Source organism: Neoroseomonas marina, assembly GCF_012927745.1.
Lineage (GTDB): Bacteria > Pseudomonadota > Alphaproteobacteria > Acetobacterales > Acetobacteraceae > Neoroseomonas > Neoroseomonas marina.
In genome coordinates this window covers 97,105-123,489 of the sequence record NZ_JABBKX010000011.1, presented here as the reverse complement: position 1 = coordinate 123,489, position 26,385 = coordinate 97,105, and the positions used below count along the sequence as shown (strand labels likewise).

Genomic DNA, 26,385 nt, shown 5'->3' with positions numbered 1-26,385 from the left:
GCATGCTACGCGATCCATCCTTTCCGGACATGCGACAAAGCGTGACTTGCCTGGACGACATGGCCGGGAAACGGGCGGCGCGTGACCTTTCGGCCATGTTGCGCTTGCAAACCGCGCCCGGACAGAGCAGATAGCCGCGACCGACTGATCGGCGAGACCTGAGGGCGGCGCGGGGCGAAGGCTTCGGCGTGGGCGCCCATTTCTGCTTATGGAGGCCCATCGTGGCGCGCACCCCGCTTGAGAAGATCCGAAACATCGGGATCACGGCGCATATCGACGCCGGCAAGACCACCACGACCGAGCGCATCCTCTATTACACCGGGAAGTCGCACAAGATCGGCGAAGTCCATGACGGTGCCACCACCACCGACTACATGGAACAGGAGCGTGAGCGCGGCATCACCATCACCTCCGCCGCCGTGACGGCGGAGTGGAAGGGCCACCGCATCAACGTCATCGACACGCCCGGCCACATCGACTTCAACATCGAGGTGAACCGTTCGCTGCGCGTGCTCGACGGCGCCGTGTTCGTGATCGAGGGCGTGGCGGGGGTGCAGCCGCAGTCCGAGACGAACTGGCGCCTCGCCGACCGCTACAACGTTCCGCGCATCATCTACATCAACAAGCTGGACCGCACCGGCGCGGACTTCTTCCGCGCGGCGGCGACGCTGACCGAGAAGCTCGGCATCAACTGGGTCGCGCTGCAGATCCCGATCGGGATCGAGGACAACCTCAAGGGCGTGGTCGACCTCGTCGAGATGAAGGCGCTGGTCTGGCAGGGCGACGACCTCGGCGCGAAGTACGACGAGGTCGAGATCCCGGACGACCTCAAGGACCAGGCCGCCGAGTACCGCGAGAAGCTGCTCGACACCGTGGTCGCCGCCGATGACGAGGCGATGGAGAAGTACCTCGAGGACGGCGACGTCCCCGTGGAGCTCCTGAAGCGCGCCATCAAGAAGGGCACCATCACCGGCGAGTTCCGCCCGGTGGTGTGCGGGTCGTCCTTCAAGAACAAGGGCGTGCAGCCGCTGCTGGACGCGGTGATCGACTACCTGCCGTCCCCGGTCGACATCGAGGGCATCAAGGTCGCCCCCGAGGAAGGCCAGGACGACACCGCCGAGCGCCGCGTGATCCCGGCGGACGAGAACGCGCCCTTCGCCGGCCTCGCCTTCAAGATCATCAACGACAAGTACGGCAACCTGACCTTCGTGCGCGTCTACCGCGGCGTCCTCAAGCAGGGCGACATGGTGATGAACACGACGAAGGGGCAGCGCGAGCGCATCGGCCGCATGTTCCAGATGCACGCCGACAAGCGTGAGGAAATCAAGGAAGTCTTCGCCGGCGACATCGCGGCCTTCGTGGGCCTGAAGGACACCGGCACGGGTGACACCCTGGCCGACGCCGCCGACCCGGTGGTGCTGGAGCGCATGGCTTTCCCGGTCCCGGTCATCGACATCTCGGTCGAGCCGAAGACCAAGGAAGGCATCGAGAAGATGACCCTCGGCCTGCAGAAGCTGGCCGGCGAGGACCCCTCGCTCCGCCTGCGCACCGACCAGGAGACCGGCCAGACCATCCTGTCCGGCATGGGCGAGCTGCACCTCGAGATCATCGTGGACCGCCTGAAGCGCGAATACGGCGTGGACGCCAACATCGGCGCCCCGCAGGTCGCGTACCGCGAGACGATCACCAAGCCGCACACCGAGACCTACACCCACAAGAAGCAGTCGGGCGGCTCGGGCCAGTACGCGGAAGTGAAGATCATCTTCGAGCCGAAGGAGCGGAACACGGGCATCGAGTTCGTGAACGGCGTCGTCGGCGGCGCGGTGCCGAAGGAGTACATCCCGGCGGTCGAAAAGGGCATCAAGGTCCAGGCCGACACCGGCGTCCTCGCCGGCTTCCCGACGGTGGACTTCAAGTACTCGCTGGTCGACGGCAAGTACCATGACGTCGACTCCTCGGCGCTGGCCTTCGAGATCGCCGCCAAGGCCTGCTTCCGCGAAGGCATGAAGAAGGCCGGCCCGGTCATCCTCGAGCCGATCATGGACGTCGAGGTGACCACCCCGCAGGACCATGTCGGCGACGTCGTCGGCGACCTGAACCGCCGCCGCGGCGTGATCCAGTCGCAGGACATGGCCGGCACCTCGGTCATCGTCCGTGCGCATGTCCCGCTGAAGGAGATGTTCGGCTACATCTCCAACCTGCGTGGCATGACGAAGGGCCGTGCGTCCTTCTCCATGCAGTTCCACCACTACGATCCGGTGCCGCGCAACGTCGCGGACGAGATCATGGCGAAGTCCGCCTGATCATCCCGGCCTGAACGGGTCTCACGGGACGGCGCGGAGGGGAGACCCTCCGCGCCGTCCTGCGTTTCGGGGCCTCGACAGGGGCCGCCCGCCGCCGCATCGTTGCGGAGAGGCAATGCCGGACCGCCGGCCTGCCGCCGGGGGATGTCGGGATGTCGATGACGCTGCTCGCGCCGCGCTGGGTGTGGTGCCCGGAAGGCGGCCTGCGCGAGAACCATGCCGTGCTGGTCGGCGCCGACGGCGCCATTCTCGATGTCCTGCCCGACGGCACCGCCATCGACGCGCGCCGCATCGACCTGCCCGGTTCGCTGCTGCTGCCCGGCCTGATCAACCTGCACAACCACGCCATGTCCGGCCCGATGTTCCGCGGCCTGGCGGATGACATCGCGCCGGGCGACCTGCCGGGCCACATCGTCTTCTCGCTGCTGATGCCGATGGGCGACCTCGCCGCCGAGATCATGACCGAGGCGGAGGTCGGGGACGCCGCCGAGATGGCGCTGCTCGAAGGGCTGCGCTGCGGCATGACGACGGTGCTCGACGTCTATCGGCTTCAGCAGGCGCCTTTCATCGCGCGGGCGCGGGGCCTCGGCCTGCGCAGCTATTCCTGCCCCTACCTGTTCTCGACGCCCGGCCTCGACATGGCCCCCGACGGCACGCCGCTCTATCGCCCCGAAGGCAGCGCGGATCCCGGCTTCGACGCCATCGTCCGCCTGATCGAGGCGCATGACGAAGGCCCGCGTGGCCGCACCCGCGTCGGCTTCGGCCCGCATGGCCCGGATTCCTGCACCCCGGACCTGCTGCGGCGCGTGGAGGCCAAGGCGCGGGAGATGGACACCATCGTCTCCATCCACGCCGCCCAGAACCTGCACGAGGTCGAGATCGTCCGGCAGCGCCACGGCAAGGCGCCGATGGAGCATCTGCGCGACCTCGGCCTGCTGCGTGAAGGGGTGGTGCTCGCGCATGCGATGTACGCGACGGATGACGAGCTCGAGCTGGCCCGCGCGGGCGGAGCGGCGATCGCATCCTGCCCGCTCGCCTTCGCCCGCAGCGGCCGCTTCGTGCCCCTCGCGCGGTTCGAGGCGTCGGGCGTGCGCCTCGGCATCGGCACGGACGGCGTGACGCTCGACATGGTGCAGGAACTCCGCACCGCCTCCATCTTCGCCAAGGTGCAGTCGGCGGCGCCGCACGGCCTGTCGGCCCCGCGCGTGCTGCGCGCGGCGACGCGCGACGCGGCGCTGGCGCTCGGGCGGCCGGACCTCGGCGTCGTCGCGCCCGGCGCGCGGGCGGACCTGATCGCGATCGATCTCTCCTCCTCGCGCTACCAGCCGGTCTGGGACCCGCTGAAGGCATTCGTGACGAACGGAAGCGCGGCCGACCTCTCCCTCGTCATGGTCGAGGGCCGCGAACTGCTCCGCGACGGTCGGGTGACCGTCGCGGACGAACGCGCCGTGACGCGCCGTGGTGCGGCGGCCATCGAGCGCGTCTGGCAGGAAGCGCTGCGCCGCGGCCGCATCCCGCGCAGCGTCGCCGAGCGCGCAGGTCGCGCCGCACCCGCCCACGCCTGACCGGGAGACGACCCGCATGATCCCCCGCCGATCCTCGATCCTCCTTGCGGGCGCGTCGCTTCTCGCCGCGCCCGGCGTGCTGCGGGCGCAGGGCGCGCGGCGCCCGTTGCGCGTCGTGGTGCCCTTTCCGCCCGGAGGTGGCGTGGACAGCCTCGGCCGCGTGCTGGCCGATCGGCTGCCGGCAGTGCTCGACCAGCCTGTGGTGGTGGACAATCGCAGCGGCGCGGGCGGGCTGATCGGCGCCGACGCCGTCGCGAAGGGACCGCCGGACGGGACCATGATCGGCATCATCGGCGCGGCGACAATCTGCGCCGCGCCCTTCCTGCAAAGCTCCATGCCCTTCGACCCGGTACGCGACCTGCGGCCGGTCACGCAGATCACCGATGCCTCGGTGCTGCTGGTGGTGAATGCCCAGCGCGCCAACGAGCGCGGCTGGACCGACCTGCGCAGCACGCTGGCCTGGGCGCGGGCCAATCCCGGCGCGATGCGCCTTGCGCATTCGGGCGTCGCCACGGTCAGCCACCTCACGCTCGCCGCGCTGGAATCGGCCAGCGGCGCGCCCATCACCCAGGTGCCCTATCGCGGCGGCGCGCAGGCCACGACGGATGCCGTCGCCGGCGTGCTGGACGGGGCGGCGGACCTGCCGACGGCGCTGATCCCGCATGTCGAGGCGGGCCGGCTGCGTGCGCTGGGCGTGAGCAGCAAGCGGCGCTTCGGCCTGCTGCCCGACGTGCCGTCCTTTGCCGAGTATGCCGATCTCGGCCTCGGCGACATCGATATCCGGTCCTGGAACGCGATGATGGTCCCAGCCGCGACGCCGGAGGCCGAGGTGCGGCGTCTGTTCGCCGGCATCCGCCAGGTGGCGACCCAGCCATCCTTCCGCGATGCCCTACGCCCGCTGGGCTACGACCCCGCGCCAAGCGACAGCCCGATGGCCCTGGCCGCGATGATCGCGAGCGAAACGCCCCGCTGGCGGCGCCTGGTGGAGGTTTCCGGCGCGCGCGTGGAGTAGGGCCAGGGGATCGTTCCGGCCTTGCGGCGCGCCTGCCCGGAAGCCCATCCTCGCCGTGCCGTCCCACCGGAGGAGTCCAGGCATGAGGTTCGCCCTCGCCGTGGCCGCGCTGGTCGCCCCCGTCGCCGCGCAGGCCGATGACGACGTCCACTGCGCCAGCAGCCGGATCGCGGCGGTCGGCCGCAGTCCGGACCAGAGGCGCATCGCGCGCGGGTCGGGCGTCTGCCGGATGGGGCCGAAGCTCGGCTTCCTCTCCGACGCGCAATTCTCCGCGCAACGCGATGTCGGCGGGGCAGGGTGGACCTGCCTCTGCCGCTGAAGCAGCGGAGCGCCGGCGGCCGGAGATCGCCGTCGCGATGAATGGCGCCCCGCCCGGACCTGTCCTGCCAGGTCGTCAGCCGATGTCGCTCGGACGCCGGGTCGTGCTCGGCACGGCCGGGACGCTGCTGCTCGGGGGCATCGCCGGCACCGCCTGGATGCTGTGGCCGGAGGGGCCTCCGCCGCCGCAGCGCCATGGCCCCCGTCGCTTGCTGCCCCCGCTGCTCCGCGCACGGGTGGGCCAGGACGACAGCGTCTTCCTGCTGACGCGGCGCGCCGAGCAGGACGCGACCGATCCGCCTGATGCCCCGCCGCCGCGCGAGCGGATCGACCTGCTGGCACTCGACGCCGCAACGCTCGCGCCGCGCTTCGAGGCCTACCTCGCCTCGGTGCCTCTCGGTGCGCTGCGCGACGCAGGGCTGATGGCCGAGCAGGGAGCGACAATCTGGACCTGGCTCGGCGGCATCGGCGCGCTCTCGGCGGTCGACGGGCGGGTGCTGGCGGACCAGCCGGGTCTGGCCGAGCTCAATCCCGGCCTGCCGGTTGCCGATGCGACCTCCCGCTCGGCCTGGCGCGTGGCGGATGCGCTGTTGCTGCAGGTGGCGCCGAACTGGCCCGCCTGGCGGATCGACCCCCGCGACTTCCACGCTTCGGTCGCCCAGGGCGCGGCGGACCGGCCCCTGCCGGCGGTCAATGCGGCGGCGCCGGTCGGGCAGGGTGGTCCGACGGCATTCCGGGTGAACGAGGCGCGTCTCGGCGAGGCTTGGCTCGGCCTGCCGGCGGCGACCGAGAAGCTGATCCCGCCGCTGCCGCCGCGCGGCCAGGACGGGCGCTTCCTGTCCCCCGCCGGCCCGCCGCCGGGCACGGGCCAGGCCTTGTGGCGGGGCGCCGTGCGCCTGGCCTCGGCCGCGCCGCCCAGCTGGCCCGCGAACATGCCCGACCGTTGGGGGCAGGCCGAACGACTGCTGGACCTCGCGCTGGTCGCGGGGATGACGGGGCTGAACTCTGCGGGCTTCCTGACGGCCGGGACCGCGGCGCCGATCCTGGCGTCGGACCCGCAGAGCCTTCTGCTGCTGCACGCGGGGTCTGACCAGTTCCTCGGGCTGATACGCATCGCGCCCGATGGGCGCGTGCTGTGGCGCGCGACGCTGCCGATGGCCGCGGTGCGCAGCGTCCTGCCCGGCCCACGCCACCTGGTGCTGATGACCGGGAATGGCGCGCCGGACATCGCCGATCCGGTGCTGGTGTCGGTCGCGCTGGCGGACGGCGCGGTGACGGAACGGCGCCTCAGCGCCTGAGGAAATGCGTCCCCAGCGCGTCGAGCACGATCACGTTGTCCGATAGCCGCCGCGCCGTATGCCGCAACTTCGCGATGCCCAGCGATCGGCCGGTCCGCGACGGCCGCACCTCCACGACTTCGGTGCGGATGGCGATCTCCTCGCCGGGCCGCAACGGCGCCGGCCATTTGGTATCGATCTGGTTGCCGCCGAGGGAGACCGCCGACAGCAACCCGCTGCCCATCACGCGCCCGAACACGGCCGAGAGGGTGTGCAGCCCGCTCGCCACCAGTTCGCCGAAGATGCTCTCCTTCGCCGTCTCGGCGTCGAGGTGGAAGTATTGCGGGTCGTACTTCGACGCGAAGGCGACCACCTCCTCGAGCGAGAGGGTCAGCGTGCCGAGGTCCCACGCCATGCCGGGCGCGAGGTCGTCGAGGGAGCGGATCGGGTCGGTCATCGGCGCCGACCCTACGCCAGCGGGGGCCGTCATCCCAGCCGCTGCAGGTCCCCGTCGATGGCCAGCGCCTGGCCGCTGATCGTCGCGCCGAAGGGGGAGCACAGGTAGAGCGCCATGTTCGTGATGTCGTGCTGCGTCACATAGGTCCGCATCGAGACGTCCTTCAGCAGCTCGCCCTCCTTTTCCTTGAAGGCGACGCCCTGGGCCTGGGCCTTGGCCTCGATCACGCGCCGGATCCGGTCGCCGGCGACCAGGCCCGGGAGGATGGCATTGACCCGGATGCGATCGGGGCCGAGCTCGATGGACAGCGACTTGGTGAAGCCGACCACGCCCCATTTCGCCGCGGCATAGGGGCTGCGCAGCGGGAAGCCGAAGCGCCCGGCGGCCGAGGAGAGGTTCACGATCGACCCGCGGCCGGCGGCGCGCAGATGCGGCACGGCGCGACGCGCGCAGTGGAACATCGCCGCAAGGTCGATGCGCAGCGTGGCTTCCAGCGCCTCGGGGGTCACGTCCTCGACGCGGGCGGTGGGGCCGGCGATGCCGGCGTTGTTGACCAGTACGTCAAGACCGCCGAGCTGCGCGGCCGCCTCGTCCACGAAGCGTTCGCAATCGGCGGTCTCCCCCATGTCGGCGCGCATCTTCGGATGCGGGCAGGTGGCCAGAGCCTCGTCATCGACGTCGCAGACGAAGACGCGGGCACCGCGGGAAGCGAAGGCATCGGCCATGACGCGGCCGATGCCGCCGGCCCCGGCGCTGATCGCGACCCGAAGGCCGGTGAGATCCACGGTCAGCGGGGTGTTGCAGGCGCTCATGGCGGTTCCGTTCCCTGAAAGGCTTCAGCCCATGCTTCCGGGTTGTGCGCCAGGTCGCAAGGGCGTCGTTCCGTTCCGGGCCCGGGGGGCGTATCGTCGCCCGCCATGGATATGTTCAGCATCATCTCCGCGTCCTCGATCGTCCTCGTCGTCCTGCTGTTCCTCGCGGTGCTCACCGCGACGCGCGGCATCCGCACCGTGCCGCAGGGCGAGGTCTGGACGGTGGAACGCTTCGGTGCCTTCACCCGCATGCTCGGGCCGGGCCTGAACTTCATCATCCCGTTCATCGACGGCATCGGCCGGCGTGTGAACGTGCAGGAACAGGTGCTCGACATCCCCGAGCAGGCCGTCATCACGCGCGACAACGCGACGGTCGCGGTGGACGGCATCGTCTACTACCGCGTCATGGATCCGGCGAAGGCGGCCTATGCCGTCCAGGACCTCGGCATCGCGCTGACCGCGCTGTCGATGACCAACATCCGCGCCGTGATCGGCGAGATGGAACTCGACGCCACGCTGTCGGGTCGCGAACGCATCAATTCCTCGCTGCTGACGATCCTGGACGGGGCAACCGACCCGTGGGGCGTGAAGGTCAGCCGCGTCGAGATCCGCAAGATCGAGCCGCCGGACAACCTCATCCGCGCGATGAACCTGCAGATGACCGCCGAGCGCGAGCGTCGCGCCACCGTCGCCAAGGCCGAGGGCGAACGGGAGGCCGAGATCAAGCGCGCCGAGGGCGAGAAGCAGGCCCTGATCCTGTCCGCCGAGGGCCGTCGCGAGGCGGCCTTCCGCGACGCCGAGGCACGCGAGCGCCTGGCCGAGGCCGAGGCGGCCGCGACACGCATGGTGGCCGAGGTCGCCGCCGGCGCCGGCACCGACGCGCTGCGCTACTTCATCGCCGACAAATACGTGAAGGCGTTCGAGGTGCTGGCCGGCAACAACGCCCAGAAGCTTGTGATCGTGCCGATGGAAGCCAGTGCGATGGCCGGCGGGATCACCCAGGCGATGGAATTGCTGCGTGGGCCGGCACCGGCCGGCGGTGGGGGTGGAACACCGCCGCCGCGTCCCTCGGCCCCGCCGATGCCGGAGGTGCCGTCGCCGTGGACCCAGCGCTGATCTGGATCCTCGTCGGGCTGGTGCTGCTCGGCGCGGAAACCCTTCTGCCCGGCGTGTTCCTGCTGTGGATCGGGCTGGCCGCGGTCGGCACCGGGCTCATGCTGCTGCTGGCGACCCCGCCCTTCTGGCTGACGGTGACCGTGTTCATCGTCCTGCTGGCGGCCGGGATCGCCGCGGCGCTGCGTCTGCGTCGCTCCGAGCATCCCCGCCCCCGGGTGAACACGCCGGATGCAGGTCTGGTCGGGCGTTTCGGCGTCCTCACCGAACCCGGCCTGTCGGGCCCGCGGGTGCGGGTGGGCGATTCCGATTGGGCGGCCCGCCTGCCGCGGGACGTGTCGGACAGCCCGGCCGGGACCAGGGTGCGCGTGGAAGGTGTCGAAGGCACCACGCTGATCGTTCGGCCCGACTGACGGTTACCTTGCGACGGATCAAGTCCCGCCGGCCGCGGCGGGGGCAGGAACGATCCGAACGGAGGACGCCATGACCGAGCATGACACCAGCATCGAGGGCGGCCATGCCCGCCGCATCTTCCTCGTGGCCAATGGCAGCCACGGCAAGGCCTATCTCAAGCGCCTCGGCGAGAGCGGGTACGATGCCCTGATGTCCTGGGAGGAACCCGGCGCCCGCCTCAAGGATTCGGCGCAGGGCGAGGACAAGCCCGGTCGCGCCTTCGCCGGGGCCGGCGCCACCGCGCGCAGCGCGATGGAATACGACAACAAGGACGACAGCCCGAAGGAGCATGCCAAGCGCGACCTGGCGCGCCGCATGGCCGAGGACCTGGTCGCCGCCCTGCGGAGCGGCAAGGCCGACAGCTTCGCCGTGATCGCCCCCGCGCCCGTGGCGCAGGCGGTGCTGGGGCACGTCCCGCCGGAGCAGCGCCGGACGCTGGCGGCGGAAGCGCATCACGACCTGACGGGCCTGCCGCGGGCGGAGGTCTTCGCGCGGCTCGATGCCCTGCGTCACGGATCGTAACGGCCCTTGATCCGCACGGATCGATGGGCCACGTCTGAAGCACCATGGACCCACATCGCCGCCCGCCTGTCCTCGACATGACGCCGGAAGGGGAGTTCCGCGACACGGAGCCCTCGCGTCCGGTGGGGACCTTCGACCGCCTGCTGGAGCGTCTCGGCGCCTGGGGCGTGCTCGTTGCGGCCGCGACCGGCGGGCTGCTGCTCGCCGGCCTTGCGATCCTCGCGATCGGCATCCTCGTGCCGGTGGCGATCGTGGCCGGTGCGCTGGGCGCGGGCTCTCTCTGGTTGCGGTCGCGGCGGGCCCGGCGCGACGGCGTGGCCCCGCAGGCCGTGCGCTTCGTCTTCGTCCGGCGGTAGCCGCCGCACAGCCTATTCGGCGGCCAGCGGCACGCCGTCGGCCCTGATGCCGAACACCTCGGCCAGCAGCGTATAGGACCGGCGCCGCGCGACCGGGTCGTGGCAATGCGTGATGACGGCGAATTCGGCGATGCCGCCGTGCGCCGCCGACAGCGCCTCGAGCTTCGTCTTCACCTGTTCCGGCGTGCCGACCATCGCGCCCTCGCGCATCTTCTCCACGCGGGCGAACTCGAGGTCGGAATACTGGTACGCCTCCGCCTCCTCGACGCTCGGCAGCGGCAGGTAGAGCCCCCGGTCGCGCTTGAGCCGCCAGAGTTCGCGCGAGCGGAACAGGCGCTTCGCCTCGGCCTCCGTGTCCGCCACCAGGCAATAGACCCCGAGCGCGGGATGCGGCGCTGCGAGCCGGCCGGGCATGCCGGGCTTCGGCTCGAAGGATTCGCGATAGACCGCGATGGCCTGCTCCGATCCGCCGCCATCCGAGAAGAAATGCGCGAAGCAGTAGGGCAGGCCGAAATACCCCGCGACCTGCGCCCCGTAGTCGGACGAGCCGAGGATCCACATCTCCGGCCGCGTCGCGACGTTGGGCTGGGCGACGATGCTCCGGAAGGGGTGGTTCTCTGGCAGCCCGTCGCCATGCCAGCCCATGACCTCCATGACCTGCGCCGGGAAGCGGTCGGCAGCCTGGTTGGCATTCGGGTTCAGCGCGAAGGCGGTGCGCCCGTCCGATCCCGGCGCACGGCCCACGCCAAGGTCGATGCGCCCCGGCGCGATGGCCTCGAGCACCCGGAACTGCTCGGCGACCTTCAGGGAGGAGTAGTGCGGCAGCATCACCCCGGCCGAACCGACGCGGATGCGCTGCGTCGTCGCGGCGATGGCCGCGATCAGGATCTCGGGTGCCGCGCCGGCATGCGATGCGCTGTTGTGGTGTTCCGCGCACCAGTAGCGACGGAAGCCCAGCGCGTCGCAATGTCGGGCGAGGGCCAGGGTCTCCCGGATCGCCTCGCCCGGCGTGCGGCCCGAGGCGACGGAAGACTGGTCGAGGACGGACAGGGTGAAGCCGGTCATGGCGGCAGGCTAGAACGGAATGCGCCGCGGCGGCAGCGGGGCGATCGCTGCGGCGCCGCACCGCCGCTTGCTGTCAGGCGACTTCGGCGCGCCGCATCTCCGATCCCAGGCTTGCCAGGATGGACGAGGTCGCCGCCCGGCGAGCGCGGTCCGGCAGGGCCTTGGCCTCGACTTCGGCCAGCATGGCGTCGAGCTCGGCCCCGACGGGGCGCGGCACGTCATACAGGGTGAGAAGGCGGCGAATTTCCTCGTACCGACGGAACATCGTCGATGCGCGGAGTTCCTCGAGAAGTGCGACCTCTTCCTGATGAAGAGAGGCGATCAGAATGCTGCTCATTGTTCCCCCAAACCGGAGCGGCGCCTGAGTCTAAGGGTAAAGAATCAGTGTAATCAATTGCTTGCGAGATGAGGCACTGACCTTGTGTGAACACCAGATCTGGTGGATCACGCATGGTGCAGCCCCAGTATCTTGTTCTCGCGATGGTTGTCCTTTCCCGATTCGTATTCGCCCGATGGCTGTATGGCGCTTCTTTGCCGGGGACCTGTTGCGTCGGTGCCACGGTGCCCGGCTATGGTGGCGGTCGGATGGTTCGGGACGATGCCGGTGGACGAAGCGGCCTTCATGCGACGGGCAATCGCGCTGTCCTGCCAGGGGGCCGCGGCGGGCGGAGGTCCTTTCGGCGCTGTTGTGGTGAAGGACGGCCTGGTGGTCGGCGAAGGCCGCAACGCCGTCGTGCCGGACCAGGATCCGACGGCCCATGCCGAGGTCGTCGCCATACGCCGCGCCTGTGCGGCGCTCGGCACCCACGATCTGACCGGCGCCGTCATCTACACCAGCTGCGAGCCCTGTCCGATGTGCCTCGGCGCCATCTGGTGGGCGCGCATCGGGGAGATCGTCTACGCGAATGACCGTGCCGATGCCGCGGCGATCGGTTTCGACGATGCGGCGATCTACGAGGAGGTGTGCCGGCCGCTTCCGGCGCGGCGCCTGCCGCTGCGGCGGTTGTTGGCGGCGGAGGCGATCGAGGCCTTCCGCCTCTGGGACGCCCAGGCCGACAAGGTGCCCTATTGACCGGCGATCCGCCGCCCGACGCGGTCGTGCTGTCGGTGCAGGGCGTGCGCGGGGCGCTCGACCGGATGCGGGTCGAGCAGGCGTTGCGCCGCGACGACCCCGCCGCGCGGCTGTGGACCAACTGGCCGCAGGGGATGGTCGCCGTGCAGTCGGTCGTGCCGGGCGAAGCGCTGCGCCGCGCCGTGCAGGATGCCGGCTTCATCGCTGCGCTGCTGCATGGCGTGCCCACCGCGCCGGAGCGCGGCATCGGCGAGATGATCCTGCGCGTCATCGGCTTCACCTTCGCAGGTTTCGTGCTTGGCGGTCTGGTCGGCGCGGCCCTCGGAATCGCGGCGCTGATGCTCGATCCGTCCTGCAATGCGCCGGGGGATTCCGGAGGCTGCGCGATGGGCATCCCGATGATCGCGATCGGCACCTCCCTGCTCGGTGCGCCCATCGGCTTCGCGCTCGCCTTCCTGCGCCGCCGCCGGCGATGATGCGTCCGGGGGCAGAGGGCAGGGGCCGCTTCGGATGACGATGCAGCCACCATCGGGGGCGGTGATCCTGGGCCTGTCGGGCCTCCATGTGCCGGCGGACCAGGCGGCGGTGCAGGACGCGATCCGGCGGCTCGACCCGGCGGCGCAGGTCTGGACGGATTGGGCCCGGGGGCGGATCGCCATCTCTTCGGCCGCGCCGGCGCGGGCGCTGCGGGATGCGGTGCAGGCCATGGGCTACCAGGCGCAGATCCTGGCCGGGGATCCGCGTGCCAGGGGAACGGTCGCGGGCATGTTCGGCCGGATGCTGCTCTATGCGGCGATCTTCTGCGCGATCGGGCTCATCGGCGGCGTGCTGCTCGGACTCGCGAACTCGGCGCTCAATCCGGACTGCACGCGGCCCGGCAGCAGCGGGAACTGCGCCATCGGCGTCGGCGTGTTCGGGTTGTTGTTCGGCGCGATCGGCTTCCCCGCGGGCGCAGTGGTGGGCCTCATCCATGGCCTCGTGCGGCTCGGGCGCTGATCTCGCGGGGTCAGTGCGCGACGCCGCCGAAGACCTTTGTCAGCAGCGCGAACAGCGCCCCGCCGGCGAGGAAGCCGACCAACGTGCCGTTGATGCGGACGTATTGCAGGTCGCGCCCGACGCGCAGTTCGATCTTCTCTGCCGCCGCCTTGGCATCCCAGTTGCCGACGACGGTGGCGATGAAGTCCGACAGCTGGGCCTGTGCGGAAGGCAGCAGCGTGATGAGCACGCCCTCGGTCGCGCGGTTCAGCCTCTCCCGCGCGCCGGCGTCCTCGGCGAGCAGCGTGCCCGCATTGGCGAAGACGCCGGTCAGCAGCGCGACCGTCCGTCCGTCCGGACGCTGGGCGTCGGCGACGAGCGCGGCCCGGAGACGCGCCCACACATCCAGCAGCCAGGCGGCGACGGAGGGATGAGCCAGCGCCTCCCGCAGCACGCGGCCGATCGCCGCGGCGCGCTCGGGATCGGTCTCGAGCCGTTCGATCTCGTGCCCCAGCCATTCGGCGAAGGCGGCGCGCAGGTCGGAATCCTCGGGCTCGACCTTGTCGAGCTCGGTGTTGATGGCATGCAGCACGCGCTTCGCCACCGTCGCCCCGGCGAGCCAGCCGATCACCGCGCCGCCCTCGGCCCGTACCCGGGTCGCAATCGCTGTGCGCAAAGCCTCCTCGCGCGCGGCCATCAGCACCTTCAGCTGGCCGATGGCGAGGCTGAACACCTCCTGGTGCCGGCCGGAGGCGACGAAGGCGCGCAGCACGCGCGCGACCAGCCGCGCCCCGGCAGGGCCTGAGACGATGCGCGGCAGCAGCCGCACGAGCAGGCGGCGCGCGCGCCCGTCCTCGAGGCTTTCGACCATCTTCGGCAGGCTGCGCGCCAGCGCCGCCGCGGCCGGCTTCGACGCCGCCGGGTCGGCCAGGAACTTCTGCACGATGCGCGCGAGGTCGAGCCGCCCGATGACGCGGCGGACCTCGGCCTCGGTGAACACATGGGAGGAGACGAAGCGGCCGAGCGCCCGGCCGAGCCGTTCCTTCTGGTTCGGCACGATCGCGGTATGCGGGATGGGGATGCCCATCGGGTGTCGGAACAGCGCCGTCACCGCGAACCAGTCGGCCAGGCCACCCACCACGCCTGCCTTGGCGGAGGCCTGCAGCAGCTCGGTCCAGTAGCCCGGGGGCATGTAGTAGGTGCCGACCAGCAGCCCGCCCATGCCGGCGAGCAGGCCCGTGGCCAGCATGCGGTGGCGCCGCAGGCCGCGGCGGAGGTCGGCGTCGGGGTCGGTCGCGGGGCTGCCCTGCATGGGTCGCGGAGATAGGGTGCGACGGGCGCCTTGCCCAGCGGGATCGTAGTGTTACATCATATCGTATCATGTTCGGCCTTCCCGACCCCCTGGCGCTCTCCTCCGGAGCCGCGTCCCGCCTGATGCTGGCGGGCGGCGTGGCGGCAGTGCTGTGGGCGGGTGTCGCCTGGGCGCTGGCGGCATGAGCACGCATCGCTTCCCCGCGGGCCTGACGCTCGAGAACCTGACGCTGACCCACGGGCAGCGGCCGGCCGTGCACCACGTCTCGGGCCGCTTCGCGCCGGGCAGCCTGACCGCCGTCGTCGGGCCCAACGGGGCTGGCAAGACGACGCTGCTGCGGGCGCTGGCCGGTCTTCACAAGCCGGAGAGCGGGCGCATTACCGCCGAGGGCACCGCCCGGATCGCGCTGCTGCCCCAGTTGGCCGCGCTCGACCGCGCCTTTCCGATCGCCTGTTGCGACGTAGTGATGCAGGGCTTGTGGCCGCGCATCGGCGCCTTCCGCGGCGTGTCTGCCGAGGATCGGCTGCGTGCGGAGCATGCTTTGGCCGCGGTCGGCCTCGGCGGTTTCGAGAAGCGGCCGGTCGGGACGCTCTCCGCCGGGCAGACGCAGCGGCTGCTGTTCGCCCGCCTGCTGGTGCAGGACGCCGACATCCTGCTGCTGGACGAACCCTTCAACGCCGTGGACGCCAAGACCTCGGCCGACCTGCTGCGCCTGGTGCGCGACTGGCACGGGCAGGGGCGGACGGTGATCGCGGTGCTGCACGACCTCGACCTCGTTGCCCGCGAATTCCCCGAGACGCTGCTGCTGGCGCGCGACGCCATCGCCTGGGGCCCGACGGCCGAGGCGCTGTCCGCCGCCAATCGCCTGAAGGCGCGCATGATGGCCGAGGCCTGGTCGGAAGAGGCCGAGCACTGCCATCGGGCGGCGTAATGCTTGCCTCAGGCGCCGGCGCCCCTGGCCCGAGGCGGCGCCCCGGGCCGGTTTATTTGGAGCCTCAAGCGCCGGCGCCCGCATCTGCGGGCTTGGCTTGCGCGCCGTGGACTGCTGCGCTGGGCGCAGCGGGCGGTATGGGCGCGGTCGCGCTTTGCGCTCCCGGCCCGATGCAGGGCATCGGGCCGCTTGTTTTGGGCCTCAGGCGCCGCCGCCGGCGTACGCCGGCTTGGCTTGCGCGCCGTGGACTGCTGCGCTGGGCGCAGCGGGCGGTCTGGGCGCGGTCGCGCTTTGCGCTCCCGGCCCGATGCCGCCGCATCGGGCCGCCTTGGTCATGGGGCTGATCGCCTGACATGTACGATCTGCTGATCGCCCCCTTCGCCGATTTCGGCTTCCTGCGGCGGGCGCTGGTGGGATGCCTTGCGCTGTCGGTCTCGGCGCCGGTGCTGGGCGTCTTCCTGGTGCTGCGGCGGATGAGCCTCACGGCCGATGTGCTGGCCCACGGCGCGCTGCCCGGAGTGGCGCTGGCCTTCCTGCTGGCGGGGTTCTCGGCGCCGCTGCTGTGGTTCGGTGGGCTGGTCGCGGGGCTGCTTGTCGCCGTCGGCGCCGGGGCGCTGTCCCGCGCGACCGGCGGGCGGGAGGACGCGACGCTTGCCGCGCTCTACCTGCTCGCGCTCGGGCTTGGCGTGGCGCTGATCTCGATGGGCGGGGGCGGCGGGGCGGACATCACGCACATCCTGTTCGGATCCGTTCTCGGCGTGGACGACCCGGCGCTGCTGCTGATGGCGGGGGTCGCGACGGTGACGCTGGCAGTTCTGGCCTTCGCCTGGCGGCCGCTGGTCCTGGAATGCTTCGACCCCGCCTTCGCCGCTGCCGCCGGCGCGCGCGGCGGGTTGTGGCACATGGTCTTCCAGGCGCTGGTCGTCGTGAACGTGCTGTCCGCCTTCCAGGCGCTCGGCACGCTGATGGCGGTGGGGCTGATGATGCTGCCCGCCATCGCATCTCGGCATTGGGCGCGGGAGGTCTCGGGCATGGCCTATGCCGCGGTCGGCCTCGCGCTGGTCTCCTCCTATGCCGGCCTCGTGCTGTCCTTCCACGCGGATGTGCCGAGCGGACCAGCCATCGTGCTCGTCGCCGGCGGCGCCTGGGCCGTGTCGGTGTTGATCGGCCCGGTCGACGGCCTGCTGCCGCGCCTGCTGCGGCGGCGGCATCTGGCGGGGTAGCGCCACCCGTTCCATCCTGGGAGCAACCAACCGCCCCAGGAGGACGTCCCCGCATGGGATCGCTGCTGTTCTCGCCGCTGATGCTGCGCGGTCTGACCATCCCCAACCGCGCCGTGGTGCCGCCGCTCTGCCAATACTCGGCGGTCGAGGGCATGGCGAACGACTGGCACATGGTCCAGCTCGGCCGCTTCGCGGTCGGCGGCTTCGGCCTGGTGTTCTCCGAGGTCGTCTCCGTGCTGCGCGACGGGCGCATCACCCATGGCGACCTTGGCCTCTGGTCGGATGACCACGTCGCGCCGCTGAAGCGCATCGTCGATTTCATCAAGGCCCAGGGCGCGGTGCCGGCGATCCAGCTCGGCCATGCCGGGCGCAAGGGGTCGATGCAGCGGCCCTGGGAAGGCAACGGGCCGCTCGGCGCCCGGGAATTCGCCAAGGGCGAGACGACCTGGGACATCGTCTCGGCCGTCGCGAAGCCGATCGCCGAGGGCCACCTGACGCCCGCCGCCCTCGATGCCGGGGGCATGGCGCGCATCCGCGATGCCTTCGCCGCCGCCGCGAAGCGCGCCCACGCCGCCGGCTTCGAGGCCGTCGAGGTCCATTGCGCCCATGGCTACCTGCTGCACCAGTTCCTCTCGCCGCTGTCGAACACGCGCAACGACGGCTTCGGCGGCGACCTGGCCGGCCGGATGCGCTTCCCGCTCGAGGTGATCCGCGCCGTGCGCGAGGCCTGGCCGGAGGACCGCCCCGTCTTCGTGCGCATCTCGGCCGTGGACGGCATGGAGGGCGGCTGGGAGATGGCCGACAGCATCGCCTTCGCGCGCGCGATGCGGCCGCTCGGGGTCGATGTGGTCGACTGCTCCTCGGGCGGCATCGGTGGGTCGGCAACGGGCAGCAAACGCGTCCCGCGCGGCTTCGGCTTCCAGGTGCCCTATGCGGCCGAGATCCGCCGCGATGTCGGCCTCGCGACCATGGCCGTCGGCCTCATCATCGGCCCGCACCAGGCCGAGGCGGTGCTCGCGAACGGCGAGGCCGACCTCGTCGCCGTGGGGCGCGAGGCGATGAACAATCCGAACTGGGCGCTCATGGCCCGCGCCGTCCTCGAACCCGGCACGACGGAGGATATCTTCGCCTGCTGGCCGCCGCAGCATGGCTGGTGGATGGAGAAGCGCGCCGCGGTGCTCGAGGCGCTGGGCGCGCCGCCCGCTTGATGCGCGTCAAGGCACGCCCCCGCGTCTGAAGCGATCCTCCGCGCCAAGGTCGGGGAAGGGGCGAGCACATGGCGACGGCAGCGGCGGAGGCTGGGGACGGGGCACGGCGGTGGATCGGCCTCGGACTCGCGCTCGCGGTGCTGGCCGCCGCGGTGCTTGCGCCTCCTCTGGCCGGTCTGCCGGTCGCCGGGCAGCGGGCCATCGGCATCCTGCTCTTTGCCGTGGTGCTGTGGGTGACGGAGGCGGTGGACCTGACGGTCTCGGCCTTCCTGATCGGCACCTGCATCATCCTGCTGGTCGGCACCGCGCCCGACATGCAGGACCCGACCAAGGTCATCGGCATCGCCCGCGCGCGGGACATGGCGATCGCCGGCTTCGCCAACAACGCGGTTGCCCTCGTCGCGGCCGCGCTCGTCTTCGCCGCGGCGGTGACGGCGACGGGGCTCGACAGGCGCATCGCGCTCGCGACGCTCTCGCGCGTCGGCACGAAGCCGCAGGGGATCTTCGCGGGCACGCTCGCGGTCGGCATCCTGCTCGCCTTCCTGGTGCCGTCCGCGACCGCGCGCGTGTCAGCCGTTGTGCCCATCGTGCTCGGCATCATCGCGGCCTTCGGGATGCAGCGGGATTCGCGGCTCGCCGCGCTGCTGATGATCGGCTCGGCGCAGATCTGCTCGGTGATGAACATCGGCGTGCTGACGGCTGCGGCGCAGAACGCGACCTTCCTCGGCCTGATCGGGCGCGCGATTCCGGGTGCGCATGTCACCTGGCTGGACTGGCTGATGGCTGCGGCACCCTTCTGGCTGATCATGACGCCGGTGGTCTTCGTCGTGCTGTGGCGCTTCCACACGCCCGAGGCCGAGGTCGCCTCGGGCGGGGCGGACTCTATCGCGCGTGACCTGCAGGCGCTGGGACCCATGAGCGGGGCGGAGAAGCGCACCTTGCTCGCCGCCATCGTGCTGCTCGGCTTCTGGGCGACCGAGACGAAGTTGCACGCCCTGGACACCGCCTCCTCGACCATCATGGTGGTCACGGTGCTGCTGCTGCCGCGCATCGGGGTGATGAGCTGGAAGCAGGCCCAGACCGCCGTGCCCTGGGGCACGCTGATCCTGTTCTCGGTGGGCATCGCACTCGGCACCGTGCTGGTGCAGACGCGCGGGGCGGGGTGGATGGCGAACCAGATCGTCGACCTCTTCGCGCTGCGCCACGCGACCCCCTTCGTGGTCGTGGCGGTGATGGCGGCCTTCCTGATCGTGGTGCATCTGGGCTTCGCCTCGGCCACCGCGCTGTCGGCCGCCTTCATCCCGATCGTCATCTCCGTGCTGCAGGAGGTCGCGCGCGCCGGCGTGCCGGTGAACGTGGTCGGCCTGACGATGGTCCTGCAGTTCACCATCTCCTTCGGCTTCATGCTGGTGGTGAACGCGCCGCAGAACATGGTCGCCTTCGGCACCGGCGCCTTCCAGGCGCGCGACTTCATGCGGTCGGGCATCGTCCTCACAGGGATCGGCTATGTGCTGATCCTGCTGCTGACCGCGACCTGGTGGGACTGGCTGGGCTATGTGAGGGGCTGAGCCCCGCTAGTATTCGTATTCGAAGGACAGCCCCACGCGGTCGCCGCCGGCGCTGTTGCCGCCGGTCTCGGCCTCGACGCGGACGCGCGGCAGCAGGTCCACCTGCACCCCGACGCGCGGCGGGCCGCCTTCCGTCCCTTGGCGGACACCAAGGTAGACGCCGTCCGCCACGTAGCGCCCCGTTTCGAGGGACGCCCCTTCCGTGCGGGTGTTCTGGCGGTTCCGTTCCTCCCCGACGGACAGGCGATCGAGCGCCAGCGTCCGCCGGATGCGGTCCAGGATGCCGCCGGCGCCCGGCGTCTCGATCCCGGCGGCGCCAGCCAGCACCTGCGCGAGCTGCGCGAGCTGGAACGGGCTCAGCTCGCTGGCGCGCCGGTCGAACAGGAGGCGTGCGAGAATCTCGTCCTGTGGGAGCTCGGGGCTCGAGGAGAACTCGATCTTCGGATCATTGGCCGCCCCCGTCACCGTGACGTTCGCCGTCACCTCCCGTGCCCTGGACGTGGCGAGGAAGTCGAGTGTCGGCGTCAGCGTGCCGCTGTTGAAGGCGACCGTGCCGCGACGGAACTCGAGCCGGCGGTCGAAGACCGAGATGCTCCCCCGCCGCAGGTTCAGCCCGCCGGTGACCGCCGGCGCCGCGGCCGTGCCGCCGATGCCCAGCGTGCCGCCGAACTCCGCATCGATGCCGCGGCCCCGGACGAAGACGGCGCGCGGCGCCTCGACCGCGATCTCGAGCCCGATGTCGGGCCCCGGTGACGCCGCCGACGCCGGCGCGGGAGGCGCGAGCGGCGGCGTGTTCGGCGGCCGCCGGCCGCGCTCGCGCACGCCGTCCAGACGCTGCACGCCCTGCGGCAGGCGCTCCGGCACGGTGATGTCGGCGCGCTGGATGCCGATGCGGCCCGTGAGGCGCGAATCCTGCAGGATGCGCCCGACGAGGCGCAGATCGGCATCGAAGACCGAGGTCACGATGTCGGAGCGCAGCGGCCGCGCATTGCGCGCCGTGATACTGATCTCCGCCGGCAGCCCCGGCGCGGCGGGGGACAGCGTGCCGGTCGCGCCGATCGTCCCGTTGCCGGGGGTACGCGCCTCGAAGCGCTCGATGGTGACCTGGTCGCCGTCCCCGCGCAGCGTCGCGGCGATGGCCGTGAGCGTCACGCCCTGGGCGAGATCGCGGAACGACCCGTCGGCGAGGGTGAGCCGTCCGGTCGCACGTGGTGCGCCAACGGTGCCGGCCGCTTCGGCCTGGAGCGTCACGCGACCGCTCACGCGCTGAGCCCCAGCAGCCAGCAGCGGCCCGGCGACGGCGCCGAGATCGGCGTTGGCATCGAGCCGCGCGGCGATGGGCGACCGCGGTTCGAAGCCGCCGGGCAGGCGGGCGGTGCCCGTCGCGCGCAGCGCCTGGCCGGCGGAAAGATCGAGCCGCGCTTCGGCGCTGCGGGCTGCGGCGGTTCCCTCGATCACCAGCCGTGCCGTCGGCAGGCCGCGCAGCGACGGATCGGTCGACCCCAGGCCGGTGCCTTCCAGCCGGAAGCGGGCGGCGGGATCGGCGACAGGGCCGGTGATCCTGGCCTCGGCGCTGATGTTGCCCTGCACCGCGAGTTCCGGCGCGGCCAGCGCAGCGATGGCGGAGACGGGCAGGGCGGCGAGGTTGGCGCGGATGTCGGCGGTTTCGGGCCCCCAGCGGCCTTCCGCCCGCAGCGTGCCGCCCCGGCTGGTCGTGAGCGCCAAGGCTTCGATCGCGATGGCCCCGTCGCCGCCGATGCCGAGGCGCGCCGGGGCGGTCAGGCGCAGGCTGTCGGCGCCGCGACGCAGCAGCAGGTCGGGGACCTCGATGCGCCGCGTATCGCCGTCCTGGGCGACGCGCGCGCGGGTGGTTAGGCGCGCATCCATCGCGCGTGCCTCGAGCGTCGCCTCCAGCGCAGCGAGCGTCCCGCGGGCCGTCAGGGTGCCGCCGAGCGGCGTGCCGCCGATCGTCGCGCCGGGTACCTCGACCGTCGCGTCGAAGCCCTGCACGCCCTCACGCAGGTCGAGCGTACTGCGCAGCGCGACACGCCCCGCCATCGGCGTGCCGGCGAGCGCGGAGAAAGGAGCAAGGTTCTCGACATCGAGCGCCGCGGACCCGACGAAGGTGGCCGCATGCGGATCGACCACGCCTTGCGCCTGCAGGCGCGCAGGACCGAAGGCGGCGATCAGGCGTTCCAGGCGCAGCCGTTCGCCGTCCGGGACGCCATGCAGGTCGAGCGACACGGGCAGGCCCGCAAAGACCGCGGTGGCGCGGCCTTCCGCGCGCGGCGCGGTGAGCGGCGTCGCGACCGAGAGCGTCACCTCCGGCGCTTCCAGCACCTGGCCTTGGCGCTCGACCCGTTCCCCGCGTGCGGTCAGCGCGAGCGAAGGATCGCTGCGCGGCCCGGTCGCGCGCAGTTCAGCCTGCAATGCGCCGGCGAGGCCGGGCACAAGCGGCGCGAGGTCGGCGACCTGCGCGCGCAGCGTGGCGTCGAGCGTCTCGCCGACCTGTCCTTCGGCTTCGACGCGCAGGACGGTGCCGATCAGCGTCAGCGCCTCGATCCGGTCGGGCGCCACGGCGCGCAGGTTCAGGCGCGGCGTCGGTCCGAGGGCGGCGACGAGCTGCGGCGTCTCGCTGCCGAAGCCCGAGAGGGCGATGTCGGCGCTCACCCGTGGCGCACGCATCGCGCCGTCCGCATGGATCTCGGCGGTGACCGCGTCCCACCGCGCGACCGGCGGCAGCAGCGGGCCGAGAAGCGTGCTCTCCCCGATCGCTGCGCGCAGGGCGATGTCGAGGGTTTCCGCGGCGAGGTCGGCGCGGCCCGAGGCCTCGATGCGACCCGCCGGCACCTGCACGGCCAGGCGCCGCAGCGCGACCCGCCGCGCGGCGTCGATGCCGGCGTCGACCGCGATCTCGGCCGGCATGGCCGGGGCGCGAAGGTCCTCGGGCAGCAGCGGGGCGGCGGCGACGCGCAGCGTGAGGGCCGCCGCGGCCGCGCCATCCGCCGCGGCGCTGACCTGGCCCTCGGCGGCGAGGGTGATGTCCGCCCCGAGCGACGCCTGCAGGTCGAGCCGCGCGCCGCTGGCCGGCCCGTCGAGCACCATCCGTGCCGTCGCCGCGCGGTCCGGCAGGCCGATCATCGTCGCGAGCAGTCCGCCAGCCGGCTCCGAGGCGTCCAGCCGCGCCATCAGCCGGTCGGAGCCGGGGGCGAGGTCCAGCGTCAGCCGGACCTCGGCGGGCGTGTCGATCCGTCGTGCCTCGACGCGCGCCGACAGTCGCCCGGCGGTCAGGGCCGCCTCGCCATCGACCGACAGCACGGCGGCCGTGCCGATGACGGGTGCGCCGAGTTCGATGCGTTCCACCGCCAGCCGATCGAGCCGGAGCGCCACGGGCAGATCGGGCACCGCGGGGATCAGCGGCGCGTCGGGATCGGGCGGCGGGGGCGGCGTGCCGTCGCCGGGCGGCAGGCGCAGCAGGGCGACCCGGCGGGCGGTCACCACCTCGATGCGCGCCTCCCGCCGCACCAGCGCCATCAGGTCGAGCGCGATGCGCGCATCCTCGAGCTCCAGCCAGGGGCCCTCGGCATCGGACATGGTCAGGCGCGCGACGCCGATGCGGCCGGGCAGGGGGCCCGTCAGCCCTTCGACATGCAGGCCGGGGACGGTCTCGGACGCCAGCCGCGCGATCGTCGCCCGTCCGCCTTCGGTGTTCGCCCAGAACACGCCGCCGCCGAGGATCGCGAGAAGCAGCACCGGCAGCGCCAGCAGCAGGAAGCCGGTGATGCGGAGGATCCGGCGCATCAGAAGGCCTGCCCGATGCCGACATAGAGCGCATAGGCCGCATCGCCCGTCTGGGGATTGAGCGGCATGCCGATATCGACGCGGATGGGCCCGATGGCGGTGTTGTAGCGGATGCCGCCGCCGACGCCGATCCGCATGGTGCCGGTGCCGGGCATCACGTCCTCGCTGACCGATCCGGCGTCGACGAAGGCAACGGCCGCCCAGGGGCCGGAGATGCGCTGGCGCCATTCGGCGCTCAGTTCGAGCAGGCTGGCGCCGCCGAGCGGCCGGTTCTGGGCGTCGCGCGGCCCGATCGACTGGTAGGTGTAGCCGCGCACCGATCCGCCGCCGCCGGCGTAGAAGCGCTTGTCGAGGATGATCTGGTCGAAGGAGGCGCCGACCACCGATCCGACTGCCGCGCGCAGTGCCAGCACGCTGCCGCCATCGCCCGAGACATCGAAATAGGTGCTGCCGGTCGCGAGCAACCGCGTGAAGGTGCTGCCGTCCTGCATCGACCAGTACGGCGTCGCGGTGACGCTCGCCCGCTGGCCGGAGGTCGGGTTGAGCAGGCTCGTCGTGCCGTCCCAGCGCACGCCGCCGACGACGCCGAGCAGCGAATAGGGATCGAGGTTCCCGTCGCGCCCGATGCGCCCCGCTTCGAAGGTCGGCCCGGCCTGGACGGCAAGCCGCGGGGAGAGCGAATGCTCCGCGAGCGCGGAGGCGACCACGGCCTGGCGGTCATAGGCGTCGAGGAATTCGCGCACGGCGCCGACGCGGGCGATCAGGCGCGCGTCGTAGCCGAGGACCTCGGGCACCGTGAGCGTGGCGAAGGCGCGGTAGGTGGCGTCGGGCGCGTCGGTCTCGGTCAGACGCGTCGCCTCGGCTTCGAGGCGCAGCCGTTCGGCGCCGCCGAACAGGTTGCGGTGTTCCCAGAAGGCGCTGATGCCGAGGCCGTAGTTGGTCTCCCACGAAATGGTGCCGCCGATCGCCCGCAGCGGCCGTTCGGTGACGTGGAAGGTGACCGGCAGGCGGTTGCCCGGCACGAGTTCCGTCGCCGGTTCCGCCCGCACGCTGTCGAAGACGCCGAGGGCGACGAGGGCGCGGCGGCCGCGTTCGAGCGTCGCGGGGGAGTACTCGCGCCCTTCGATCTGGCGGGCCGCGGTGCGTTCCAACAGGCCGGCATTGGTGCGGACCTCCCCCGTCACGGTCGGACGGGCGAAGGTCGCGACGGGGCCTGTCGCGATGCGCCAGGTGATGTCCATGGCGCGGCGGTCGTGATCGACCCAGATCTCGCGGTCCTCGATCCGTGGGGTCGGGTGGCCGCCACGCCGCAGGGCGTCGGTCATCGCACCTTCGGCGGCCGTCACCGTCGCGGTCCGTGCGGGCTCGCCCTCCGCAAGGCCCGATTCGGTCACGGCGGCCAGTACCGCGGGGGCGTCATCGGGCGGTTGGACCGTCACGGTGACGCGGCCGATGCGGTAGAGCGGCCCCGGGGTGAGCGTCAGTACCACCGGCACCGGCGCGGTCGCCGCCTGCAGCAGGGCGGGCAGGGCGGGATCGTCCAGCGGCCGGCCCGCAATCGTCGCGGCGACCGACCCACCCCAGTAGCCCTCGGCGCGCATCGCATCCTGCAGGCGCGGCAGGTCGGCCCGGACCCGGCCGATCAGGCCGAAGGCGTCCGTCGGCGCGCGTTCGCGCAGGGTCACGGTCTGCGCCACCGCGTTGCCGAGCGCGGCGAGGGCATCCGAATCGGGCGCCGTCACCTCGGCCGTGTAGGGGACCGAGGGCGGTTCCGGGGCTGCTTCCTGCGCCAGCCCCGCCGCCGGCAATGCCAGGGCCAGGGCGGCGAAGAAGGCCCCGCGGGCGGTGGTGCTGCGCAGGGCACCGGGATAGGGTGGTGAAATCATGAGCACCGATCTTCCCGCGACCCTTACAGCCTGGCGACGCCATCTGCACGCGAACCCGGGCCTCACGCTTCACGAGGGCGAGACCGCCGCCTTCGTCGTCGCCCGTCTCCGCGAGATGGGCGTCACCGAGATCGCCGAGGGTATCGGCGGTCACGGCGTCGTCGCCACGCTGCGGCGGGGCGGCGGCAACCGCTCTGTCGGCCTGCGCGGCGACATGGACGCGCTGCCCATCCAGGAGCAGAGCGAGGAATTGCCCTGGAAATCCACCGTGCCCGGCGTGATGCACGCCTGCGGGCATGACGGGCACACCACCGCGCTGCTCGGCGCGGCGAAGGTGCTGCTCGACGACCCCAACTGGACCGGGACGGTCCGCCTGGTCTTCCAGCCGGCCGAGGAAGGCGGCGGCGGCGCGCGCAAGATGATCGCCGACGGGCTGTTCCAGCGCTTCCCGATGGAGCGCATCTTCGGCTGGCACAACTGGCCGGGCCTGCCCGCGGGCACCATCGGCGTGCACGACCGCGCGGTGATGGCCGCCGGGGCGCGGTTCGAGATCGTCTTCGACGGCCATGCCGGCCACGCCGCGCTGCCGCACCTGACGCGCGATCCGATGATCGCCGCCGGGCACGCCATCGTCGCGATCCAGTCGATCGTCGCGCGCAACCTCGATCCGCTGACCGGCGGCGTCGTGTCCGTCACGGTGGTCGAGGGTGGCGAGGCGCAGAACCAGATCACCGCCCGTGTCACGCTGAAGGGCACTGCGCGCTGGCTGCGGGACGAGGACCAGGCGACGATCGAACAGGGCCTCGCGCGGATCGCCGACGGCATCGCGCAGACCTTCGGCGTGCGCGCGACCTTCTCTTTCCGCGCCGGCGTCGGCGTCACGGCTAACCACGCGGCGGAACGGGACCTCGCGGCCGATGCCGCGGCCGCGGTGACGGACCTGCGCCGCGACGTGCTGCCCGCCATGACCGGCGAGGACTTCGCCTGGTTCCTGCGCGAGGTGCCGGGCGCCTTCGTCTGGATCGGCAACGGGCCGGCCGAGAACGGACGCGAGCTTCATCACCCGCGCTACGACTTCAACGACGACATCCTGCCCGTCGCGGCGAAGTTCCTCGCCGAGACGGCGAAGCGGGCGCTGGCGGGGAGCTGAGCCCCG

Annotated in this window: 24 protein-coding genes; 17 read left to right on the top strand and 7 right to left on the bottom strand. The window is 72.1% G+C overall.

All coding sequences use genetic code 11. From position 1 onward, the window contains the following. Nucleotides 1-221 precede the first annotated feature (221 nt). The 5 genes from fusA (at nucleotide 222) to GWK16_RS22585 (ending at nucleotide 6,496) form a co-directional block, all read left to right on the top strand. Nucleotides 222-2,303 (top strand): elongation factor G, encoded by a 2,082-nt coding sequence (gene fusA / locus GWK16_RS22605; RefSeq protein ID WP_170056244.1) that lies wholly within the window; start codon nucleotides 222-224, stop codon nucleotides 2,301-2,303. A 152-nt stretch (nucleotides 2,304-2,455) separates the two neighbouring features. Next, nucleotides 2,456-3,868, top strand: a complete 1,413-nt coding sequence (locus GWK16_RS22600) for an amidohydrolase family protein (protein ID WP_170056243.1) — start codon at nucleotides 2,456-2,458, stop codon at nucleotides 3,866-3,868. A gap of 16 nt (nucleotides 3,869-3,884) precedes the next feature. Beyond that, entirely contained in the window at nucleotides 3,885-4,880 is a 996-nt protein-coding gene (locus GWK16_RS22595; RefSeq protein WP_170056242.1) for a Bug family tripartite tricarboxylate transporter substrate binding protein, read from the top strand. An 82-nt stretch (nucleotides 4,881-4,962) separates the two neighbouring features. Further along, nucleotides 4,963-5,199 carry a hypothetical protein gene (locus GWK16_RS22590; protein WP_170056241.1) on the top strand — a complete coding sequence of 79 codons (237 nt, stop codon included), beginning with the start codon at nucleotides 4,963-4,965 and terminating at the stop codon, nucleotides 5,197-5,199. 82 nt (nucleotides 5,200-5,281) lie between these two features. Beyond that, the gene (locus tag GWK16_RS22585) at nucleotides 5,282-6,496 is read left to right on the top strand and encodes a hypothetical protein (RefSeq protein ID WP_170056240.1); all 1,215 of its coding nucleotides are present in this window, start codon (nucleotides 5,282-5,284) and stop codon (nucleotides 6,494-6,496) included. Here GWK16_RS22585 and GWK16_RS22580 read toward each other — a convergent pair. Then, nucleotides 6,486-6,932 (bottom strand): MaoC/PaaZ C-terminal domain-containing protein, encoded by a 447-nt coding sequence (locus tag GWK16_RS22580; protein ID WP_170056239.1) that lies wholly within the window; start codon nucleotides 6,930-6,932, stop codon nucleotides 6,486-6,488. The two genes, GWK16_RS22585 and GWK16_RS22580, sit on opposite strands and share 11 nt — an antisense overlap. Nucleotides 6,933-6,961: 29 nt before the next feature. Further along, on the bottom strand, nucleotides 6,962-7,744 hold the full coding sequence (locus GWK16_RS22575) for an SDR family oxidoreductase (RefSeq protein WP_248291565.1): 783 nt from the start codon (nucleotides 7,742-7,744) through the stop codon (nucleotides 6,962-6,964). A 105-nt stretch (nucleotides 7,745-7,849) separates the two neighbouring features. On the opposite strand from GWK16_RS22575, the gene GWK16_RS22570 reads away from it, so the two are divergent. From GWK16_RS22570 to GWK16_RS22555, 4 genes are all read left to right on the top strand, one after another. Continuing rightward, a complete protein-coding gene (locus GWK16_RS22570; protein ID WP_211187658.1) occupies nucleotides 7,850-8,860 on the top strand; it encodes an SPFH domain-containing protein in 1,011 nt (336 codons plus the stop codon). Next, the gene (locus GWK16_RS22565; protein WP_170056238.1) at nucleotides 8,845-9,270 is read left to right on the top strand and encodes an NfeD family protein; all 426 of its coding nucleotides are present in this window, start codon (nucleotides 8,845-8,847) and stop codon (nucleotides 9,268-9,270) included. The genes GWK16_RS22570 and GWK16_RS22565 overlap by 16 nt, the downstream gene beginning before the upstream one ends. Nucleotides 9,271-9,340: 70 nt before the next feature. After that, nucleotides 9,341-9,832, top strand: coding sequence for a host attachment protein (locus tag GWK16_RS22560; RefSeq protein WP_170056237.1), 492 nt, complete (start codon nucleotides 9,341-9,343; stop codon nucleotides 9,830-9,832). Nucleotides 9,833-9,876: 44 nt separating this feature from the next. Continuing rightward, a complete protein-coding gene (locus GWK16_RS22555; protein ID WP_170056236.1) occupies nucleotides 9,877-10,188 on the top strand; it encodes a hypothetical protein in 312 nt (103 codons plus the stop codon). A gap of 12 nt (nucleotides 10,189-10,200) precedes the next feature. Here the strand turns inward: GWK16_RS22555 and GWK16_RS22550 are convergent, their stop codons facing one another. Then, the gene (locus GWK16_RS22550; protein WP_170056235.1) at nucleotides 10,201-11,253 is read right to left on the bottom strand and encodes an LLM class flavin-dependent oxidoreductase; all 1,053 of its coding nucleotides are present in this window, start codon (nucleotides 11,251-11,253) and stop codon (nucleotides 10,201-10,203) included. Between the two features lie 73 nt (nucleotides 11,254-11,326). Continuing rightward, nucleotides 11,327-11,590 carry a hypothetical protein gene (locus GWK16_RS22545; RefSeq protein ID WP_170056234.1) on the bottom strand — a complete coding sequence of 88 codons (264 nt, stop codon included), beginning with the start codon at nucleotides 11,588-11,590 and terminating at the stop codon, nucleotides 11,327-11,329. Nucleotides 11,591-11,824: 234 nt separating this feature from the next. Here GWK16_RS22545 and GWK16_RS22540 point away from each other — a divergent pair, with 234 nt between their 5' ends. The 3 genes from GWK16_RS22540 to GWK16_RS22530 are packed head-to-tail and all read left to right on the top strand — an operon-like array spanning nucleotide 11,825 to nucleotide 13,321. After that, a complete protein-coding gene (locus GWK16_RS22540) occupies nucleotides 11,825-12,325 on the top strand; it encodes a nucleoside deaminase (protein ID WP_338144543.1) in 501 nt (166 codons plus the stop codon). Then, the gene (locus tag GWK16_RS22535; protein ID WP_170056232.1) at nucleotides 12,322-12,801 is read left to right on the top strand and encodes a hypothetical protein; all 480 of its coding nucleotides are present in this window, start codon (nucleotides 12,322-12,324) and stop codon (nucleotides 12,799-12,801) included. Before GWK16_RS22540 ends, GWK16_RS22535 begins: the two co-directional genes overlap by 4 nt. A gap of 40 nt (nucleotides 12,802-12,841) precedes the next feature. Then, nucleotides 12,842-13,321 (top strand): hypothetical protein, encoded by a 480-nt coding sequence (locus GWK16_RS22530; RefSeq protein ID WP_170056142.1) that lies wholly within the window; start codon nucleotides 12,842-12,844, stop codon nucleotides 13,319-13,321. A 10-nt stretch (nucleotides 13,322-13,331) separates the two neighbouring features. On the opposite strand, the gene GWK16_RS22525 is transcribed toward GWK16_RS22530, so the two are convergent. After that, nucleotides 13,332-14,612: a DUF445 domain-containing protein gene (locus GWK16_RS22525; RefSeq protein WP_170056231.1), complete on the bottom strand. Its 1,281-nt coding sequence runs from the start codon at nucleotides 14,610-14,612 to the stop codon at nucleotides 13,332-13,334. A gap of 181 nt (nucleotides 14,613-14,793) precedes the next feature. Between GWK16_RS22525 and GWK16_RS22520 the strand changes: the two genes are divergently transcribed. From GWK16_RS22520 to GWK16_RS22505, 4 genes are all read left to right on the top strand, one after another. Then, nucleotides 14,794-15,543: a metal ABC transporter ATP-binding protein gene (locus tag GWK16_RS22520; protein ID WP_170056230.1), complete on the top strand. Its 750-nt coding sequence runs from the start codon at nucleotides 14,794-14,796 to the stop codon at nucleotides 15,541-15,543. Between the two features lie 353 nt (nucleotides 15,544-15,896). Continuing rightward, the gene (locus GWK16_RS22515; RefSeq protein ID WP_168037867.1) at nucleotides 15,897-16,766 is read left to right on the top strand and encodes a metal ABC transporter permease; all 870 of its coding nucleotides are present in this window, start codon (nucleotides 15,897-15,899) and stop codon (nucleotides 16,764-16,766) included. Between the two features lie 53 nt (nucleotides 16,767-16,819). Beyond that, on the top strand, nucleotides 16,820-17,974 hold the full coding sequence (locus GWK16_RS22510; RefSeq protein ID WP_170056229.1) for an NADH:flavin oxidoreductase/NADH oxidase: 1,155 nt from the start codon (nucleotides 16,820-16,822) through the stop codon (nucleotides 17,972-17,974). 68 nt (nucleotides 17,975-18,042) lie between these two features. After that, nucleotides 18,043-19,542, top strand: a complete 1,500-nt coding sequence (locus GWK16_RS22505; protein WP_170056228.1) for an SLC13 family permease — start codon at nucleotides 18,043-18,045, stop codon at nucleotides 19,540-19,542. A gap of 6 nt (nucleotides 19,543-19,548) precedes the next feature. Here GWK16_RS22505 and GWK16_RS22500 read toward each other — a convergent pair whose 3' ends face one another. Next, nucleotides 19,549-23,343 (bottom strand): translocation/assembly module TamB domain-containing protein, encoded by a 3,795-nt coding sequence (locus tag GWK16_RS22500; RefSeq protein WP_170056227.1) that lies wholly within the window; start codon nucleotides 23,341-23,343, stop codon nucleotides 19,549-19,551. Continuing rightward, nucleotides 23,343-25,229: an autotransporter assembly complex protein TamA gene (locus tag GWK16_RS22495; RefSeq protein WP_170056226.1), complete on the bottom strand. Its 1,887-nt coding sequence runs from the start codon at nucleotides 25,227-25,229 to the stop codon at nucleotides 23,343-23,345. The genes GWK16_RS22500 and GWK16_RS22495 overlap by 1 nt, the downstream gene beginning before the upstream one ends. Here GWK16_RS22495 and GWK16_RS22490 point away from each other — a divergent pair. Next, nucleotides 25,228-26,379, top strand: a complete 1,152-nt coding sequence (locus GWK16_RS22490; RefSeq protein WP_170056225.1) for an amidohydrolase — start codon at nucleotides 25,228-25,230, stop codon at nucleotides 26,377-26,379. The two genes, GWK16_RS22495 and GWK16_RS22490, sit on opposite strands and share 2 nt — an antisense overlap. Nucleotides 26,380-26,385 lie beyond the last annotated feature (6 nt).